19 protein-coding genes are annotated in these 18,359 nt (G+C 70.9%); 9 read left to right on the plus strand and 10 right to left on the minus strand.

The window, feature by feature from the left end:
- Positions 1 to 3 precede the first annotated feature (3 nt).
- Positions 4 to 483, minus strand: a complete 480-nt coding sequence (locus BUB57_RS02420; RefSeq protein WP_073061422.1) for a DUF411 domain-containing protein — start codon at positions 481 to 483, stop codon at positions 4 to 6.
- 119 nt (positions 484 to 602) lie between these two features.
- Here BUB57_RS02420 and BUB57_RS02425 point away from each other — a divergent pair, with 119 nt between their 5' ends.
- The 3 genes from BUB57_RS02425 (at position 603) to BUB57_RS02435 (ending at position 2,872) form a co-directional block, all read left to right on the plus strand.
- Complete coding sequence (locus BUB57_RS02425) at positions 603 to 1,040, plus strand: c-type cytochrome (RefSeq protein WP_073061425.1); 438 nt, start codon at positions 603 to 605, stop codon at positions 1,038 to 1,040.
- A gap of 130 nt (positions 1,041 to 1,170) precedes the next feature.
- Entirely contained in the window at positions 1,171 to 1,938 is a 768-nt protein-coding gene (locus BUB57_RS02430) for a sensor histidine kinase (protein WP_073061429.1), read from the plus strand.
- A gap of 163 nt (positions 1,939 to 2,101) precedes the next feature.
- Positions 2,102 to 2,872 carry a Crp/Fnr family transcriptional regulator gene (locus BUB57_RS02435; protein ID WP_073061433.1) on the plus strand — a complete coding sequence of 257 codons (771 nt, stop codon included), beginning with the start codon at positions 2,102 to 2,104 and terminating at the stop codon, positions 2,870 to 2,872.
- A gap of 42 nt (positions 2,873 to 2,914) precedes the next feature.
- Here the strand turns inward: BUB57_RS02435 and adh are convergent, their stop codons facing one another.
- From adh to BUB57_RS02460, 5 genes are all read right to left on the minus strand, one after another.
- On the minus strand, positions 2,915 to 4,441 hold the full coding sequence (adh, locus tag BUB57_RS02440) for an aldehyde dehydrogenase (RefSeq protein ID WP_073061436.1): 1,527 nt from the start codon (positions 4,439 to 4,441) through the stop codon (positions 2,915 to 2,917).
- Between the two features lie 118 nt (positions 4,442 to 4,559).
- Positions 4,560 to 5,540 carry a GAF domain-containing protein gene (locus tag BUB57_RS02445; RefSeq protein WP_073061438.1) on the minus strand — a complete coding sequence of 327 codons (981 nt, stop codon included), beginning with the start codon at positions 5,538 to 5,540 and terminating at the stop codon, positions 4,560 to 4,562.
- 125 nt (positions 5,541 to 5,665) lie between these two features.
- Entirely contained in the window at positions 5,666 to 6,463 is a 798-nt protein-coding gene (locus BUB57_RS02450) for a metal ABC transporter permease (protein ID WP_073061440.1), read from the minus strand.
- The gene (locus tag BUB57_RS02455) at positions 6,463 to 7,227 is read right to left on the minus strand and encodes a metal ABC transporter ATP-binding protein (protein ID WP_073061442.1); all 765 of its coding nucleotides are present in this window, start codon (positions 7,225 to 7,227) and stop codon (positions 6,463 to 6,465) included. Before BUB57_RS02455 ends, BUB57_RS02450 begins: the two co-directional genes overlap by 1 nt.
- Positions 7,224 to 7,676 (minus strand): Fur family transcriptional regulator, encoded by a 453-nt coding sequence (locus tag BUB57_RS02460; RefSeq protein ID WP_073061444.1) that lies wholly within the window; start codon positions 7,674 to 7,676, stop codon positions 7,224 to 7,226. Before BUB57_RS02460 ends, BUB57_RS02455 begins: the two co-directional genes overlap by 4 nt.
- Before the next feature lie 92 nt (positions 7,677 to 7,768).
- On the opposite strand from BUB57_RS02460, the gene BUB57_RS02465 reads away from it, so the two are divergent.
- Entirely contained in the window at positions 7,769 to 8,770 is a 1,002-nt protein-coding gene (locus BUB57_RS02465) for a zinc ABC transporter substrate-binding protein (RefSeq protein ID WP_073061447.1), read from the plus strand.
- Here the strand turns inward: BUB57_RS02465 and ptsP are convergent.
- From ptsP to BUB57_RS02485, 4 genes are all read right to left on the minus strand, one after another.
- Positions 8,767 to 11,004 (minus strand): phosphoenolpyruvate--protein phosphotransferase, encoded by a 2,238-nt coding sequence (gene ptsP, locus BUB57_RS02470; RefSeq protein WP_073061449.1) that lies wholly within the window; start codon positions 11,002 to 11,004, stop codon positions 8,767 to 8,769. The two genes, BUB57_RS02465 and ptsP, sit on opposite strands and share 4 nt — an antisense overlap.
- Positions 11,005 to 11,059: 55 nt before the next feature.
- A complete protein-coding gene (locus tag BUB57_RS02475) occupies positions 11,060 to 12,316 on the minus strand; it encodes an aspartate kinase (RefSeq protein ID WP_073061451.1) in 1,257 nt (418 codons plus the stop codon).
- A 154-nt stretch (positions 12,317 to 12,470) separates the two neighbouring features.
- Positions 12,471 to 12,923 carry a DUF1178 family protein gene (locus BUB57_RS02480; protein ID WP_073061453.1) on the minus strand — a complete coding sequence of 151 codons (453 nt, stop codon included), beginning with the start codon at positions 12,921 to 12,923 and terminating at the stop codon, positions 12,471 to 12,473.
- On the minus strand, positions 12,920 to 14,227 hold the full coding sequence (locus tag BUB57_RS02485; RefSeq protein WP_073061456.1) for a 3-deoxy-D-manno-octulosonic acid transferase: 1,308 nt from the start codon (positions 14,225 to 14,227) through the stop codon (positions 12,920 to 12,922). Before BUB57_RS02485 ends, BUB57_RS02480 begins: the two co-directional genes overlap by 4 nt.
- A 183-nt stretch (positions 14,228 to 14,410) precedes the next feature.
- Between BUB57_RS02485 and BUB57_RS02490 the strand changes: the two genes are divergently transcribed.
- The 5 genes from BUB57_RS02490 to modC are packed head-to-tail and all read left to right on the plus strand — an operon-like array spanning position 14,411 to position 18,314.
- Positions 14,411 to 15,268 (plus strand): VOC family protein, encoded by an 858-nt coding sequence (locus tag BUB57_RS02490; RefSeq protein ID WP_073061459.1) that lies wholly within the window; start codon positions 14,411 to 14,413, stop codon positions 15,266 to 15,268.
- A 56-nt stretch (positions 15,269 to 15,324) separates the two neighbouring features.
- Positions 15,325 to 15,705 carry a winged helix-turn-helix domain-containing protein gene (locus BUB57_RS02495; RefSeq protein WP_073061463.1) on the plus strand — a complete coding sequence of 127 codons (381 nt, stop codon included), beginning with the start codon at positions 15,325 to 15,327 and terminating at the stop codon, positions 15,703 to 15,705.
- Between the two features lie 52 nt (positions 15,706 to 15,757).
- The gene (gene modA / locus BUB57_RS02500; RefSeq protein WP_073061466.1) at positions 15,758 to 16,534 is read left to right on the plus strand and encodes a molybdate ABC transporter substrate-binding protein; all 777 of its coding nucleotides are present in this window, start codon (positions 15,758 to 15,760) and stop codon (positions 16,532 to 16,534) included.
- Positions 16,534 to 17,232, plus strand: a complete 699-nt coding sequence (modB, locus tag BUB57_RS02505) for a molybdate ABC transporter permease subunit (RefSeq protein WP_073061470.1) — start codon at positions 16,534 to 16,536, stop codon at positions 17,230 to 17,232. Before modA ends, modB begins: the two co-directional genes overlap by 1 nt.
- Positions 17,229 to 18,314, plus strand: a complete 1,086-nt coding sequence (gene modC / locus BUB57_RS02510; RefSeq protein ID WP_073061473.1) for a molybdenum ABC transporter ATP-binding protein — start codon at positions 17,229 to 17,231, stop codon at positions 18,312 to 18,314. Before modB ends, modC begins: the two co-directional genes overlap by 4 nt.
- The last annotated feature ends 45 nt before the right edge of the window (positions 18,315 to 18,359 follow it).

Consider the following 18,359-nt stretch of genomic DNA (forward strand, 5'->3'; position numbering starts at 1 on the left):
GGCTCAGATTTCCCTGCCGCCGCGGAAGCGCGCGAAGCTCTGCTGCCCCGCGGGACCGAACAGCGCCACGTCATACAGCTCGGGCGTGGTGCCGGGATAGTCCATCCCGGGCGATCCCGCCGGCATCCCCGGCACCGCCAGCCCGGTCGCCGCGGGGCGTTCGGCCAACAGGCGGCGGATAGCCTCGGCGGGGACGTGGCCCTCGATCACATAGCCGTCCACCTCGGCGGTGTGGCAGCTGGCCAGCGCCTCGGGGACGCCCAGCCGCTGCTTGATCAAGCCCATCTGGTCGCTGTCGTTGGCGCGCACCGCAAAGCCGTTGGCGCGCAGATGCTCGATCCAGCCGCCGCAGCAGCCGCAGCCGGGGTCCTTGTGGACCAAAACCAGCGGCGCGGTGCCGGCGTGGATTCGCGTTGCCGCCAGCAGCACCGGCAGCGCCGCCATCGCCATCAGCACCGCGCGGCGATCAAGGTCATTTGCCATCTCGTCCACATCCCGTTGTCACGTCGTTCCACCAATAACCCCCTTTACCCGCATCTCCCAAACCCGGAAACATGACAATCTGGCGCGGGCGGCAACGGATGGCGGGCGTGGCAGGACGGATGGGTATGGTCGCGGCGGCGCTTGGGCTGGCGGCGGTGGTGGCAACGGTGGCCTGGGTTTCCGCCGGCCGCGACCGCCCCTCGCGCGCGACCCTGGCGCTGGGGCAAGAGCTTTACGCAATGCATTGCGCCAGCTGCCATGGCGCCGATCTGGAAGGCCAGCCGGACTGGAAGCTGCCGCTGCCCTCGGGGCGGCTGCCGGCGCCGCCGCACGACGCCAGCGGCCACAGCTGGCACCACCCCGATTCCCTGCTGCACCGCATCGTGAAGGAAGGCACCGCCGCGGTGGTAGGCGGCGGCTACGAAACCGACATGCCCGGTTTCGGCGACCAGCTGGACGACGCCCAGATCGACGCGATCCTGTCCTATATCAAAAGCACCTGGCCCCGGCGCGAACGCGACCACCAGCGGGCGCTCAGCCGGGCCGAAAACCGCTGACCGGAAATGACCTTGCGTCGGATCCTACAAATTACAGTGCAAATCCGCCTGACTTTGCCGTGATTCTACCGGGTCATGGTTGAAGCCGCCCCGCTTCCGCGCAAGGCTGGCTTTCCGAAGGAGAACCCCGATGCAACCGTTCCAGCCGTCGTCCGGACCGCCCCTTGCCGACCGGAATCCCGGGCTGGGCCCGCATATCGGCAACCCCATCCCGGCCGACCGCGACGCGCAGGCGCTGCTGCACCGGCTGATGCACCAGATCACCAACTCGATGCTGCTGGTGCGCTCGGTGGTCCGCCGCTCGGCCGAGACCGCCGAGAGCCTGGAAGACTACGTGCTGCATCTGGAAACCCGGCTGGACAGCATCCACCGCGTCATCGGCGCGCTGGTGCGCGACCCCGACCAGACCTTTACCCTGCGCGGGCTGATCGAGGACGAGCTCGAGGCGCAGGGCGCCTATCACGGCGGCGGCGCGCGGCTGATCAGCGGCCCCCGCATCATCCTGCCCGCCACCGCCGCGCAGACGCTGGGGCTGGTGATCCAGGAAATGGTCGCCAACTCGTTCCAGCACGGGGTGCTGGGCAGCGAGGACGGCGGGCAGCTGCATATCGGCTGGCAGATCGACGAGGACGCGGCCGGCGGTCCCGAACTGCGCATCGACTGGACCGAACGTGGCCAGCTGCCGCCGCCGCACCGGCGCGGCTTCGGGGTGACGGTGATGGAAAACCTGTTGGCATATCAGCTGGATGGCCGCGCTGAATGGGATTTCACCCCGCGCGGGCTGCGCATCATGCTGGCGGTGCCGATGGCCAGCCTGGGCCCCGAACCCGGGTTCGAGTCCGCGGACGGTGCGTTTCCCGGCACCGGCGCGGGGGACTGGTCCACCGGCAGGTTCTGAAGATTTTTGGACGAAACCGGCCGGATTTCGTTGCCGCCGCATTGAACCGGCGCGGCGCGATCTGCATATTGGCAATCTCATGACCGGCGAATTTGACATGCCGTCCCTGTCATGAACTGTTCTTGTCATAATGGTATTCGGTTTTCGAGAAGGCGGTCTGACCATGGAACTTCACCTGGCCTATCCCGGGTTGTTCGACCAAGAGGCCGGGGCGCAGCTTGCCGCAGTGATGGGCGCGCCGCGGCAGCTGAACCCGCGACAGCGGATCCTGCGGGCCAATGTCGCCCGAACCGGCGCGCTTTACATTCAGCGCGGTTTTGCGGCGCGCTATCGGCTGGACCGCTCGGGGCGGCGGCAGTTCATCGGGGTGCTGATCCCGGGCGATTTCGCCGGGCTCAGCAGCTTTGCGCTGGGGCGGCTGGACCACGACATCGATTCGATCAACAGCGTGCGGCTGCAGTCGATCAGCCATGACCAGCTGGGCACGCTCGAAGCCACCTCGCCCGAGCTTCTGTGCCGGCTGTGGCAGCTGACCCTGCTGGATTCGGCGATCAGCCGCTACTGGATCTTCCGCATCGGGCGGCTGCCGGGGCTGGCGCGGATCGCCAATTTCTTCTGCGAGATGCTGGTGCGGCAATATGTCCGCGGCCTGTGCGCCACCGATCGTTTCGAGCTGCCGCTGACGCAAAGCGACCTGGGCGAGGCCTGCGGGATGACCCCGGTCCACGCCAACCGCATGATCGGCGAGCTGCGGGCCGAAGGGATCTGCAATTTCATGGACGGCGCGGTCGAGGTCGGCGATTTCGCCGGGCTGTTCCGCATGGGCCAGTATTCCTGGGACTACCTGTATCTGCCCGACGCGGTTAGCGCCGACCTGCGCCGGCGCCTGGCCCCGACCGCGACGCGCGGCATCGCGCTGCACGGGCTGCGCTGAACGGGCTGCGCCGCAGGGACGGACCCCGCGGCGCAAATCGCATCAGAAGAAGCCCAGCTTCGAGGGCGAGTAGCTGACCAGCATGTTCTTGGTCTGCTGATAGTGGTCCAGCATCATCTTGTGGGTCTCACGCCCGATGCCCGACTGCTTGTAGCCGCCAAAGGCGGAATGCGCCGGATAGGCGTGATAGTTGTTCACCCAGACCCGGCCGGCCTTGATCCCGCGACCCATGCGATAGCAGGTGTTCATGTCGCGGCTCCACACCCCCGAGCCCAGCCCATAGAGCGTGTCATTGGCGATCTCGAGCGCCTCGGCCTCGTCCTTGAAGGTGGTGACGGACACCACGGGGCCGAAGATTTCCTCCTGGAATATCCGCATCTTGTTGTTGCCGCGGAAGATCGTCGGCTTGACGTAGTAGCCCTGGGACAGCTCGCCCCCAAGGTCCGCCGCCTCGCCCCCGGTCACCACCTCGGCGCCCTCGGCGCGGCCGATGTCCAGATAGGACAGGATCTTGTCGTGCTGTTCCTTGCTGGCCTGCGCGCCGATCATGGTGTCGGCCTGCCGCGGGTCGCCCTGCTTGATCGCCTGCACCCGCGCCACCGCCTTTTCCATGAAGCGGTCATAGATCGATTCCTGGATCAGCACGCGCGAGGGGCAGGTGCAGACCTCGCCCTGGTTCAGCGCGAACATCGCGAAACCTTCCAGCGCCTTGTCGAAGAACTCGTCATCCTCGCGCGCCACGTCGGCAAAGAACACGTTGGGCGACTTGCCGCCCAGTTCCAGCGTGACCGGGATCAGGTTCTCGGCCGCGTATTGCATGATCAGCCGCCCGGTCGAGGTCTCGCCGGTAAACGCGATCTTGGCGATGCGGTTCGACGAGGCCAGCGGCTTGCCGGCTTCCAGCCCGAACCCGTTGACGATGTTCAGCACCCCGGGCGGTAGCAGGTCGCCCACCGTCTCGATCCACACCATGATCGAGGCCGGGGTCTGTTCCGCCGGCTTCAGCACCACGCAGTTGCCCGCCGCCAGCGCCGGCGCCAGTTTCCAGCAGGCCATCAGCAGCGGAAAGTTCCACGGGATGATCTGGCCGACGACGCCCAGCGGCTCGTGGAAGTGATAGGCGACGGTGTTGTCGTCGATCTGCGACAGCGTGCCTTCCTGCGCGCGCAGAACGCCGGCGAAATAACGGAAATGGTCGATGGCCAGCGGCACGTCGGCGGCCATGGTCTCGCGGATCGGCTTGCCGTTGTCCCAGGTCTCGGCGGTGGCCAGCAGTTCCAGGTTCTGCTCCATCCGGTCGGCGATCTTCAGCAGGATCTGCGACCGCTCCTGCGGGCTGGTCCGGCCCCAGCGGTCGGCGGCGGCATGGGCCGCATCCAGCGCGGCGTTCACGTCGGATGCGTCGGAACGGGCGATGTCGCCCATCTTGGCGCCGGTGATCGGCGTGGTGTTTTCAAAGTAGCGGCCGGCGTTCGGCGCCACCCATTTGCCGCCGATATAATTGTCGTAGCGGCTGGCGAACGGCATCACCCCGACGCCCTTGAACTCATGCGCCTGGTCGTTGGGCATGTCTGCTCCTCCCCTGAAAGCGAATACGGCCCGGCTCCTCGCATCCGGGCGCCATCATGCTGCGGGATGGGGGCGCGCCCGGTCAACAGGGGCGCGGGATTTCGGCGGCGGGACTGTCTCAATCCCGGGACTGGAGGGGGGATTGCGTCGGGGATTCGATCCCCAGCCGCCGCATCCGCCGGTACAGCGTGGCCCGCCCCACCCCCAGCGCACGGGCGGCGGCGGTGACATTGCCGCCCGACCGCGCCAGGGCCCGCACCACCGCCGCACGCTCGGCGCGGACCAGCCCCCCCGGCTCGGCGTCCTGCCCCTGCGCGCGGGCCAGCAGGTCCGACAGCGGCTGCGGGTGCAGGGCGCCGGTCTTGGGCAGCCCCAGCGCGCGGCGCGCCGCGCGGGTGGCGCCCACGGCAAGATCGTCGCGATCGACGGCCACCAGCGCCTCGATTCCCTCGCCCGCTACCACGGTGCGGGTGCCGGGAAAGGCGGCGCGGAACCATGCCGCCTCGATCCGCCGCGCATATTGCCCGACGGTGGCGGCGATCAGCGCGGTGATCTCGCGCGAGGCATCGTCGCGCGCGCTCGACACGTCCAGCGCCGCCAGCAACTGCCCGTCCGGCCCGTGGATCGGCGCGTCGATGCAGCTGAGCGCGATGTTCGAGGACAGGAAATGCTCGTCCCGGTGGATGACCACGCCGCGCCCCTCGACCAGACAGGTGCCGATGCCGTTGGTGCCCTGCGCGGCCTCGGACCAGTCGGCCCCCGGGGCCAGCGCCCAGCCGTCGAAATCCAGCGCGTCCCCGGGCGCGGCGCGGCGGTCCAGAACGATCCCCTGCGCATCGGTCAGCACCACGGCGCAGCCGGACCTGCCGACCAGCCGGAACAGCTCGTCGATGGGGGCGGCGGCAACGTGCAAGAGCCGCTCCAGCGCCTCGCGGCGATGCGCCAGCTCGGCACCGGTCAGCCGCGGCGCCCGCAGCGCCACCGCCGGATCCAGCCCGTGGCGCAGGGCGGAACGCCGCCAACTCGCGGTCAGGGGCGTCAGGTCGTCGGACGCGCGCGTCCGCTCGATCACGCGGTCGGCGTGATGGCGTGTGTGCATGATTCGGCCACTCCCTGCGCGCAGTATAGCCGCAACCGGGAAATCTTCTGTCCGCAAATATCCCCGCCGGAGGCTCCGGCAGCGAAGCCAGCGCCAGAGGTGCCAAACACGCGCAGCGGCAACGCTCAGGCCCCGGCCCGGCGCCGCCCCCCGGCAAACAGCACCGCCAGCGCAAAGATCGCAGCGGCGGCGCAGACGATGGTCGGGCCGGTCGGCGTGTCCAGCCGGAACGCCGCACCCAAGCCCCCCAGACCTGCGGCCGCCCCGATCAGGGCGGTGGCGACGGCCATCGCCTCGGGCGAGCGCGACAGCGGCCGCGCCGCGGCGGCGGGGATGATCAGGAAGGCGCTGACCAGCAGCGCCCCGACGATGCGGATCCCGGCCGCCACCACCAGCGCCAGCGCGATGTTCAGCACCCATTGCTCGGCCCGCGGGCGGATGCCGTCGGCGACCGCCATCTCGGGCGACAGCGTGGACAAAAGCAGCGCCGACCAGCGCCAGGCGACCAGCGCCACCACCGCCGCCGCGCCCGCCCAGATCAGCGCCAGATCGGCGCGAGTCACCGACAGGATGTCGCCGAACAGATAGGCGTTGAGGTCGGTCCGCACCCCCTGCACGAAGCTGACCGCGACCAGCCCCGCGGCCAGCGCGCCATGCGACAGCACCCCCAGCGCGGTGTCGACCGACTGCCGCCCGGACAGCCCCGCCACCAGCGCCGCCATCGCCAGCGCCACCACGATCACCGCCCCGAACAGCGGCAGCGACCACGCCAGCGACAGCGCCACCCCCAGCAGCGCTGCGTGGGCGGTGGCGTCGCCGAAATAGGCCATCCGCCGCCAGACCACGAAACAGCCCAGCGGCGCGCAGGCAACCGCCAGCCCGACCGCCGCCAGCGCGGCGCGGACCATGAAATCATCCAGCATCAGGCGGCATCCTCGTCATGACCGGCGCAGGGCAGGCCGTCGTCGTGGCTGTGGTCATGATGGTGGCGATACAGCGCCACCGACCCGGCCCCGGCCGCCCCGAACAGCCCGCGATAGGCAGGCGACAGCGACACGGTTTCCGGGGTGCCCTCGCAGCAGATATGCCGGTTCAGGCAGACCACGTGGTCCGAGGCCCGCATCACGATCTGCAGATCATGGCTGACCATCAGCACCGCGCAGCCGGTGTCGGCGTTCACCTGCTCGATCCGCGCATAAAAGGACGCGACCCCGGGCTGGTCCAGCCCGGCGGTGCCCTCGTCCAGGATCAGCAGCTCGGGGTCGTTCAGCAGCGCCCGCGCCAGCAGCGCCCGCTGCATCTGCCCGCCCGACAGCCCGGTGACCGGCCGCCGCTCCAGCCCGGCCAGCCCGGCGCGGTCCAGCGCCGCGGCAATGGTGGCGGCATCGCGCCGGCGCGGCAGGTTCATGAACCGGCCCAGCGTCATCGGCATGGTGGGATCGACCGCCAGCCGCTGCGGCACATAGCTCAGCCGCAGCCCCGGCGCCCGGGTCACCTGCCCGCGCGAAGGCGCGACGGCGCCGATGATGGTCCGCATCAAGGTGGTCTTGCCCGAGCCGTTCGGCCCGACCACGGTCACGATCTCGCCCCGCCGGATGCTCAGGTCGATGTCGCGCAGGATTTCCTGCCCGCCCAGCTCGACCGCCACGCCGGACAGCGTGACCAGAGGCGCCGCCCCCCCGCTCATGCCGCGGTCCGGCAATCGGCGCAGAGCCCCTCGGCCTCGCGCACGGTGGTCTCGATGGCGAATCCCGCGCCCTCGGCGGCGCGTTCCAGCTGGCCGCCGGCGGGGGCCGGGGTCTCGATCACGTGGCGGCACTGGCGGCAGATCAGGAACACCGGCACATGGCCCTCGCCGGCATGGGCGCAGGCGGCGAATGCGTTCAGCGTCTCGATCCGGTGCACCAGCCCGGCGCGGATCAGAAAATCCAGCGCCCGATAGACCACCGGCGGCTGCCCGCCCAGACCTTCGTCCCGCAGGCGGTCGAGGATCTCATAGGCGCCCAGCGCGCGGTGTTCTTCCAGCAGGATTTCCAGCACGCGACGCCGCACCGGGGTCAGCTGCACCCCTTCGCGCGCGCAATGGCTTTCGGCATGGGAAAGGGCTGCGCGGATGCAGCTGTCGTGGTCATGCATGGTCCGGCCCTCCGGTCGCCGGGGAACGCCGCGTTGACGGGTGTTCTGTTATAATATAACTCATCCAGGCAATCTAATGCGGAGCCCGCGAAATGTCACGTCCCCTTTTAGCCCTTGTCCTTGCCGCCCTGGCCGCCCCCGCCGCGGCCGAACCACCGCGCGTGGTGGCCGATATCGCCCCGGTGCATTCGCTGGTGGCGCGGGTGATGCAGGGGGTGGGCGAGCCGGCGCTGCTGGTCCCGCCCGGCGCCTCGCCGCATTTCCACGCGCTGCGGCCGTCGGATGCGCAGTCGCTGCAAGCGGCGCAGATCGTGGTGACGGTGGGGCCGGAGCTGGCGCCCTGGCTGGACCGACCGCTGGCGACGCTGGCCGGCACGGCCACCCGCATCGACCTGCTGCACAGCCCCGGCACCACCGTTCTGCCCACCCGCAGCAGCGCCCTGTTCGAGGCGCATTCGCACGACGACCACGCCGCGCCGGACGATCACGACGATCATAGCGACCACGATCACGACCATGACCAGGATCATGATCATGATCACGATGGGCATGACGACGGGGGCAGCCACGACCACGGCGCCACCGACCCCCACGCCTGGCTGGACCCCGAGAACGGCAAGCTCTGGCTGGACACCATCGCTGCCGCGCTGGCCGAGGCCGATCCGGGCAACGCCGCGCTCTACCGCGCCAACGCCGCCGGGGCCGCCGCGGAAATCGACGCGGCCACCGCCGACACAAGCGCCGAGGTCGCGCCGCTCGACGGGCTGCGCTATGTCGTCTTTCATGACGCCTATCAGTATTTCGAAAACCGCTTCGGCCTGCCCGCGAGCGGCGCCATCGCGATCAGCGACGCCTCGGCCCCCGGCCCCGCCCGCATCGCCGAGCTGCGCGAGCGCACCGCCGAGATGGGGGTGACCTGCGCCCTGACCGAGCCGCAGTTCGACCCCGACCTGATCGCCACGGTGTTCCAGGGGCGCGACGTGGCGACCGCGGTGCTGGACCCGATCGGCGCGCAGATCCCGCCGGGGCCGCAGATGTATCCGGCGCTGATCCGCTCGATCGGGGCGGCGTTGGCGGGCTGTGCGGCGGACTAGCCTGCGTCGGCCAGGAAGCGCGTGACCGCCGGGCGCAGGCAGGTCACGCCCAGGGCGCGCCCCTCTTCGATCACCTCGCGCAGGGCGGTCAGGTCGATGCTGCGCAGCAGCGCCTTGACCGGCCCGATCGAGGCCGGACGCATCGACAGCGTGCGCAGCCCCAGCGCCGCCAGCACCGCGGCCTCGGGCGGGCGGCCGGCATCCTCGCCGCAGAAGCTCAGCGGCACGCCATGTTCGGCGCAGCGGTGGACGATCATCTCGATGAACCCCAGATAGGGCAGCGACAGCGTGTCATAGCGCCGCCGCACCCGCTCGTTCTCGCGGTCGGCGGCAAAGAAGAACTGCTTGAGGTCGTTGCCCCCGATCGAGATGAAGTCGCAGCTGCGGAAGAACCCGTCCGAGGCAAAGGCCAGCGACGGCGTTTCCAGCATCGCGCCGACCTTGACGGCGGTCGGCATCTGGTGGCCCAGCGCCGCTTCGCGCTCCAACTGCTCGGTCAGCATCCCCCGGGCGCAGGCGAACTCGTCGCCGTCGGCGATGAACGGGAACATCACATTCAGCTCGCGCCCGGCGGCGGCGCGGATCAGCGCCTGCAGCTGCATCTTGAGCACGCCGCGCTTGTCCAGCCCGACCCGGATCGCCCGCCAGCCCATGGCGGGGTTGGGTTCCTCGATCCGCTTCATATAGGGCAGGATCTTGTCCGAGCCGATGTCGAGCGTGCGGAACACCACCGGCCGGCCGCGGGCATTGTCCATCACCCGCCGGTACGAGGCCGCCAGCTCCGCCCGCTGCGGCACGCGGGTGCGGATCAGGAACTGCAGCTCGGTGCGGAACAGCCCCACCCCCTCGGCGCCCGAGCTGATCAGGCTGGGCAGGTCCGCCATCAGCCCGGCATTCATGCACAGCCGCAGGGTGGTGCCGCATTTGGTCGTCGCCGGCAGGTCGCGCAGCCCGGCATAGCGCTGCATCGCCTTGGCCTGCATGGCGATGCGTTCGCGGAACGCCGCCGCCACCGAGTCCTCGGGGCGCAGATGCACCACGCCGCTGTCGCCGTCGACCAGGATGGTGTCGCCGCTGAGCGCCTCGGCGGTGATGCGCCCGGCGTGGACCACCAGCGGAATCGCCAGCGTCCGCGCCACGATCGCCGCATGGCTGCCGACCGAGCCGTCCTCGAGCACCACCCCGCGCAGCCGCCGGCCGTATTCCAGCAGCTCGGCCGGGCCGATGTTGCGCGCGACCAGGATCGGGTTGTCGGGCATCGGGATGCCGGTGTCGCGGCCCTGCCCGGTGAGGATGCGCAGCAGCCGGTTCCACAGATCGTCCAGGTCGTGCAGCCGCTCGCGCAGATAGGGGTCGGCGGTGCTTTCCAGCCGCGCGCGGGCATGGGACTGTTCCTTGTCCACCGCCGCCTCGGCCGACAGCCCCAGGTCGATGTCCTCCTCCATCCGGCGCAGCCAGCTGCGCGAGCGGGTGAACATGCGATAGGTCTCCAGCACCCCGCGGCCCTCGTCGCTGGCCAGATCGGCCGAGCTGACCATCTCGTCCACGGTCTGGCGCAGCATGGCGACGGCCTCGGCCAGGCGGGCGCGTTCCTTTTCGGGATCGTCGCCGACCGGGTTGGTGATGACGACGCGGGGCTCGTGCAGCCAGACCTGCCCCTCGGCCGCGCCCTCCTGCGCGGGGACGCCGCGGAACACCGCCGCCAGCCGATGCTCGGGGCGGGCGCCATGGCCCAGGAACGCCCCCAGCTCGGCCATCTCGGCCAGCACCATGGCGGCGACTTCCAGCCCGTAGACCTCGTCCTCGGAAAACTCCCGCGCCTCGCGGGACTGGACGACCAGCACCCCAAGCTTTTCACCGACGCGCTGGATCGGGACCCCCAGGAACGAGGGGAACACCTCTTCCCCGGTCTCGGGCATGTAGCGGAAACCGGGCTGGGCCGGGGCGTTGGCGGTGTTCACCGGCTGGCCGGTGCGGGCGACGCGGCCCACCAGCCCCTCGCCCAGCCGCAGCCGGGTCTTGTGGACGGCCTGCGCGCGCAGCCCCTCGGTCGCGCACAGTTCCAGCGTGTCGGGGTCGCGGAACAGGTAGATCGAGCACACCTGCGTCCGCATCGAATCGGCGATGTGGTGGGTGATCGAGTTCAGGCGCGCCTGGCCGTCGCCCGGCGCGGCCAGCGTGTCGCGCAGCCGCCGCAGCAGCCTTCGCGATTCGCTTTCCGTGCGATCCTGCATCTGCGGCGCGCCTTCTGCTTACGGTGTCGGGCCGGAACCGCCCGACGGGCAGGCGTCAGGCCTTTTCCAGTTCAAAGGCATCATGCAGCGCCTGCACGGCCAGTTCCATATACTTGCGGTCGATCAGCACCGAAATCTTGATCTCGCTGGTCGAGATGACCTTGATGTTGATGTTCTCGTCCGCCAGCGCCCGGAACATGCGCGCGGCGACGCCGGCGTGGCTGCGCATCCCGATGCCGACGACCGAGACCTTGGCGACCTCGGTGTCCACGCTCAGCTCGTCATAGGCGATCTTGCCCTCGGCGCGGGCGGCCTCCATCGCGCGGCGGGCGTGTTCCACCTGCGCAACCGGGACCGAGAAGGTCATGTCGGTCACCGCGCCCGGGTGATCCTCGTAGTTCTTTTCCGAGATGTTCTGGACGATCATGTCCACGTTCACCCCGGCCGCGGCCAGCGGCTCGAAGATGGCGGCCGAGATGCCGGGCCGGTCCTCGACGGTAATCAGGGTGATCTTGGCCTCGTCCCGCGAATAGGCGATGCCTGTGACGACCTTGGCTTCCATGATCTGATCCTCATCGCACACCAGCGTGCCGCTGGTCTCATCGGTTTCGTCAAAGGACGACAGCACCCGCAGCGGCACCTTGAAGCGCATCGCCAGCTCGACCGAGCGGGTCTGCAGCACCTTGGCCCCCAGCGAGGCCAGCTCCAGCATCTCCTCAAAGGCGATGCGGTCGAGCTTGCGGGCCTTGGCGCTGATCCGCGGGTCGGTGGTGTAGACCCCGTCGACATCGGTGTAGGTATCGCAGCGCTCGGCGCCGAAGGCGGCGGCAAAGGCGACGGCGGTGGTGTCCGAACCGCCCCGGCCCAGCGTGGTGATGCGCCCGTCCGGCGCGATCCCCTGGAAGCCGGCGACCACGGCCACGCGCATCCCTTCGGCGAATTTCTGGTCGATATTGTGGCGCGGGATCGACACGAACCGCGCAGAGCCGTGCTGGTCGGTGGTGTTGATCGGCACCTGCCAGCCCTGCCAGCTGCGCGCCGGGATGCCCATTTCCTGCAGGCGCAGCGCCATCAGCCCGGCGGTGACGTTCTCTCCGCTCGCGACCACGGCGTCGTATTCGCGCGCGTCGTACAGCCGCGAGGTGCCCTCGACCCAGCCGACCAGCTCGTTGGTCCTGCCGGCCATGGCGCTGACGATGACGATCACGTCATAGCCGCGCTCGACCTCGCGCTGGACCTTCTTGGCCGCATTCGCGATGCGGTCCAGATCGGCCACCGAGGTGCCGCCGAATTTCATCACCAGAAGCGGCATCCAAAGCCTCCAGTCGCCGGGTGGAACGGGGGGCTGATAGGGCAGCGCAGGCGCAGGGGCAAGTGGCATCGGCGGCAAATCGGCAGCCGCCGGGCCCTCTTCATCTTGCCGGAAACATCCCGGGTCTCGGGGCAGAGCTCCGGTCCGGCGCCCCTCAGGACAGCTTGCGGGTGGTGCGGAACGGCAGCGGCATGACGGGGACGCCGTCCTCGATCAGCTTGCGGGCCTCGTCCAGCCGCGCCTCGCCGTGGATCGAGCGTTCGGGGATGTCGCCCGCGTGCATGGCGCGCGCGGTGGTCGCGAAGTCGCTGCCGACATAGGCCGAGTTCTCCTCGACATGGCGGCGCAGCGCCTGCAGCGCCGCCTCGGCCGCCGATCCGGGCCGCTCCAGCGGGCGCGCAGCCTCTGCGCCGCTGTCGGGAACAGCGCCCCGCGGGTCGTCGCGGGCGGGCACCGCGGGGGCCATCGGCGCCTTTTGCACCGATACGCTGCCGCAGACGGCGCAGCTGACCTGGCCGGCGCCGCTCAGCGCGTCATAGGCCGCAGCCGAGCGGAACCAGCTGTCGAAATCATGCCCCTTGTCGCAGCGCAGCGCGTAACGGATCATTCGTGGTCTCCTGCCGGACCATGAATATCGGAATTGCGGCCGCGCCGCGCAAGCTTGTTCGGCCCCTGCGGATGCCGGGCCGGGGCCGCGCCGGCGTCCCCGCGCGCGCCCCCGGCCAGCGCCAGCAGCCGCGCGACCAGCGGGCCCGGGTCGGGGGCGGCGGCGTCCAGCGCCCGTCGCGCCGCCTGCCCCATGGCGCGGCGGCGGCCGGGGTCGGCGAGGATCGCGCCCAGCCGCTCGGCCAGCGTCCCCGGCGCCACCAGCCGCGCCGCGCCCTCGGCATCCAGCAGCGCGTAATCGGCGCGGAAATTGGCCACATGCGGCCCGTGCAGCAGCGCGCAGCGCCAGGCCGCGGGTTCCCAAGGGGTGTGGCCGCCGTGATCGGCCAGCGAGCCGCCGGTCAGGCAGACCCCGGCCGCGGCATAGGCGCCGCCCAGCGCCCCCAGCCGGTCGATCAGCAGCAGGGGCGGGGCGCCGGCCGCCGCCACCTCGCGCGCGCCCAGCCGTTCGGGCGCGAAGCCGGCGGCGATCGCCAGCGCCGCCACCTCGTCTGCGCGGCGCGGGTGGCGGGGGGCGAGGATCAGCCGCAGCCCCGGGATGCGTGCCGCCAGCGCGGCATGGGCGGCCAGCACCGCCTCTTCTTCCCCGGGATGGGTCGAGGCCGCCAGCCACAGCCGATCGCGCGAGGCGCTTTCCGGCCCCGGCCGGATCGCCGCCGGCCCCAGCAGCTTGAGGTTCAGCCGCCCGGCCAGCGCCGCCTGCGGCAGCCCCAGCGCCCGCAGCCGCGTTTCCGTCCCCGCATCCTGCGCCGACAGCAGGTCGAGCCCGGCCAGCACCGGCCCGATCAGCCCCCGCGCCCGCCCCCAGCCGCGGGCAGATCGTTCCGACATCCGCGCCCCGATCACCGCCTGCGGGATGGCGCGGCGGCGGGCCTCGGCGGCGCGGTTGGGCCAGATCTCGTTTTCCACCGTCACCATCAGCGCCGGCCGCGCCGCATCCAGAAAGCGGCGCACCGCCCCCGGCACGTCCAGCGGCGCCAAATGCGCTTGCAGGCCCCAATCCCGCGCCACCGCCCGCCCGGTGGTCGAGTTCGTCGTCACCACCACCGGATGATGCGCGGCCAGCGCCGTGATGATGGCACGGGCCGAGTTCAGCTCTCCCACGCTGGCGGCATGGACCCAGATCGCGCCCGGCGGCTGCGCGGCCACGTCCAGCGCCAGCCGCTCGCGCAGCACGCCGCCGGCCAGCGGCGCGACCGCACGCAGCGCGGGACCGGCAAGACCCGTGGCAAGTCGGTAGATCATCGCCCCACCCGGCAGATTGGAACGCCGCGCAGAACAGCCGTTGCGGGCGGGAAAGTAAACTCCCCTTCCTCGGCGGCAGGGCGCATGGCCGGGCTGCACGGGGAATCCTTGCACCCCGCAGGGCGGCTACCTAGCTTTAGGGGCAGGAAAAATGTCCGAGTTCAGGAGCGTATCGTGGCCGAGATGAACCCCGCCGCCGCTGCGCCGGCCACGGCCTCGCTGCGGATCGGTGCGGTCGCGCTGACCGTGCGCGACCTGCACACGCTCAGCCGCTATTACCAGGACGTGATCGGGCTGCGGCTGCTGGCCGACGAGGACGGCGAAAACGGCCGGCGCCACCTGCTGGGCTGCGGCGACCGGCTGCTGCTGGAGCTGCGTCACGATCCCGGGGCCGAACCCCCGAGCCGCTCCGAGGCCGGGCTGTTCCACACCGCCTTCCTGCTGCCGTCGCGCGCGGCGCTGGCGGACTGGATGGTGCACGCGCTGGCGATGGGGGTGGCGCTGGACGGGGCCTCGGACCATCTGGTCAGCGAGGCGCTGTATCTGACCGACCCCGAGGGCAACGGCATCGAGATCTACCGCGACCGCGAACGCGGCGAATGGCCGCTGGCGGCGGACGGCAGCGTCTCGATGGCGACGCTGCCGCTGGATCTGCGCGCGCTGGCGGCCGAGGCCGGCCGCGCCCGTTTCACGGGGCTGCCCGCGGACAGCAGCATCGGCCATGTGCATCTGCGGGTCGGCGATCTGGACCAGGCCGAGGCGTTCTATGCCGGCACGCTGGGGCTGGCGGTGATGACCCGCTATCCGGGCGCGCTGTTCTTCGGCGCGGACGGGTATCATCACCATCTGGCCGCGAATATCTGGAACAGCCGCGGCGCCGGCCCGCGGCGCGAGGGCACCACCGGGCTGGCCGAGGTCGCCCTGACCGTCGACGCCCCCGAGCTTCGGGCGCTTGCCGACCGGCTCGGGCCCGAGGCCGCGGGCGGCGCGATCACCCTGCGCGATCCGTGGGGCACGCGGCTGAGCCTGCACGAAACCTGAACGGCGCGGCCCGCGCGGGCTTGCCCCCGCGCGCGCGATGTCGGAAATCCGTGGCCATGACCAGACCCCCGCGCCACCGCCCCGAGTTCTTTATCCGCCTGTTCTTTTCGGAACAGGACATGATCGGCCCCGGCAAGGTCGCGCTGCTGGAAGGGATCGCGCGCAGCGGCTCGATCTCGGCCGCGGGGCGCGAGATGGGGATGAGTTACAAGCGCGCCTGGATGCTGGTCGAGACGCTGAACGGCATGTTCCGCGCGCCGCTGGTGGAAAGCGCGCGCGGCGGCGCGGGCGGCGGCGGCGCCACGCTGACCGACACCGGCCGGCAGGTGCTGGCGCTGTTTCGGGAAATCGAGGCCGCCGCGGCCGAGGTCAACACCGAGCGGCTGGCGGCGCTGCGCGAGATGCTGGCGGACGCTCCGCCCGGAAATAACGGTTGAGCCCGGCGCCGCGTTGGTTATGTTCCCCGGAATATAACCCTAGGAGACAGCCATGCCTCGCCTGACCCCTGCCCTTTCCGGTATCCTGGCCGCGCCGCTGCTGGCCGCCGCGCTGGCCCTGCCCGCGGCCGCCGACGAGGTGGTGGTGTTCGCCGCCGCCTCGATGAAGACCGCGCTCGACCCGCTTGCCGAGGCGTTCCAGGCCGAAACCGGCCACAGCGTGGTGATCAGCTACGCCGGCTCGAACGCGCTGGCCAAGCAGATCCTGGACGGGGCGCCGGCCGACATCTTCATCTCGGCCTCGGTGCAGTGGATGGACGAGGTCGAAAAGGGCGACGAGGTGGCCGAGGGCACACGCGCCGACCTGCTGGGCAACACGCTGGTGCTGGTCGCCCATGACGAGGATGCGCCGCAGGTGACCCCGGCGCCGGGTTTCGACCTGGCCGGGCTGCTGGACGGCGGCAAGCTGGCCATGGCGCTGGTCGATTCGGTCCCCGCCGGGCAATACGGCAAAGAGGCACTGGCCGCGCTGGGGGTGTGGGACGCAGTGGCCCCCTCGGTCGCGCAGGCCGACAACGTGCGGGCGGCACTGGCGCTGGTCGCGACGGGCGAGGCCCCCTATGGCATTGTCTATGCCACCGACGCCGCCGCGGAACCCCAGGTCCATGTCGTGGGCACCTTCCCCGCCGACACACATGAACCCATCGTCTACCCCGTCGCGCTGCTGAAGAACGCCTCGGACGAGGCCGACCGCGCCTTCCTTCAGGCGCTGGACACCCCCGAGGCCGATGCGGCCTTTGCGGCCCAAGGCTTCACGGTCCTGGATTGATGCCGGACTGGCTGTCGCCCGCCGAATGGGACGCGCTGCGCCTGTCGCTGCGCGTCGCGTTCTGGGCGACGCTGGTCAGCCTGCCGCCGGCGCTGCTGGTCGCCCATGCGCTGGCCCGCTGGCGGTTTCCCGGACACGGGCTGCTGAACGGGCTGGTGCATCTGCCGCTGGTGCTGCCGCCGGTGGTCACCGGCTATGTGCTGCTGCTGACGCTGGGTCGGCGCGGCTTCGTCGGGCAGTATCTGGACCAGTGGTTCGGCATCGTCTTTGCCTTTCGCTGGACCGGGGCGGTGGTCGCGGCGGCGGTGATGGCGTTTCCGCTGATGGTCCGCGCGATCCGCCTGTCGGTCGAGGCGGTGGACCCGAAGCTGGAGCAGGCGGCGGGCTCTCTGGGCGCCTCGCGTCCCTGGGTCTGGGCCACGGTCACGCTGCCGTTGATCCTGCCCGGGGTGATCGCGGGCGCCATCCTCGCCTTCGCCAAGGCGATGGGAGAGTTCGGCGCCACCATCACCTTTGTGTCCAACATCCCCGGGGAAACCCAGACCCTGCCCTCGGCCATCTACAGCTTCCTGCAGGTGCCGGGGGGTGAGGGCGCGGCGGCACGGCTGGCGCTGGTGTCCGTGGCGGTGGCGATGACGGCGCTGGTCGCCTCCGAGTTCCTGGCCCGGCGTGCCGCGCGCAGGGTGCATGGACGATGAGCGTTTCGATTTCCCTGCGTCACCGGCTGGCGGATTTCACGCTGGACGTGGCCTTCGACGCGCCCAGCGGGGTGACGGTGCTGTTCGGGCCCTCGGGCTCGGGCAAGTCCACGGTGCTGAACGCGGTCGCCGGGCTGCTGCGTCCCGACGCGGGCAAGGTCGCGGTCGGGGGCACGGTGCTGACCGACACCGCGCAGCGCCTGTTCGTGCCGCCCCACCGCCGCCGGCTGGGGGTGATCTTCCAGGACGGGCGGCTGTTTCCGCATCTGAGCGTGCGCCAGAACCTGCGCTATGGCCGCTGGTTTTCCCCCGCCAGCGCCCGGCGCACCCCCGAATCCGCGGTGGTCGAGATGCTGGGCATCGGCGCGCTGCTCGACCGCGCCCCGGCCACGCTGTCGGGGGGCGAACGCCAGCGCGTCGCCATCGGCCGCGCGCTTCTGGCCGATCCGCGGCTGATCCTTGCCGACGAGCCGCTGTCGGCGCTGGACGACGACCGCAAGGGCGAGATCCTGCCCTATCTGGAGCGGCTGCGCGACGAATGGGGGGTGCCGATGCTCTATGTCAGCCATTCCCCGGCCGAGGTCGCCCGCATCGCCACCACGGTGGTGATGCTGGACGCCGGCCGCATCACCCGCATCGGCCCCGCCGCCGAGGTGCTGGCCGACCCGGCGACCGCAGGCCCCGGGCGCGAGGCCGGCGCGGTGATCGAGGCGCAGGTCATCCGCCACCACGACGACGGCGTGACCGAGCTTGCCGCGGGCGGCCTGCCACTGTTCCTGCCCACAATCGGCGCTGCGCCGGGCGCAAGGCTGCGGCTGCGGATCGCCGCGCCCGACGTGATGCTGGCGCGCGGCCGGCCCACGGAAATCTCGGCGCTGAACATCCTGCCCGGCACGGTGGAATCGCTGACCGAACAGGGCGGCCAGGTGCTGGTGCGGCTGTCCACGCCCGCCGGACCAGTGCTGTCGCGCATCACCCGCCGCTCGGCCGCGCAGCTGGGCGTCGCCCCGGGCGAGGCGCTGACCGCGGTGGTCAAGTCGGTCTCGCACGCCCCCGCCGACGTCGGCCGCGCCCACCGCTGACCGCCCCCGGCTCTTTCATCTTGCCCAGAATATCCTCGGGGCTTC

The sequence above is a fragment of the Paracoccus solventivorans genome, assembly GCF_900142875.1.
Lineage (GTDB): Bacteria > Pseudomonadota > Alphaproteobacteria > Rhodobacterales > Rhodobacteraceae > Paracoccus > Paracoccus solventivorans.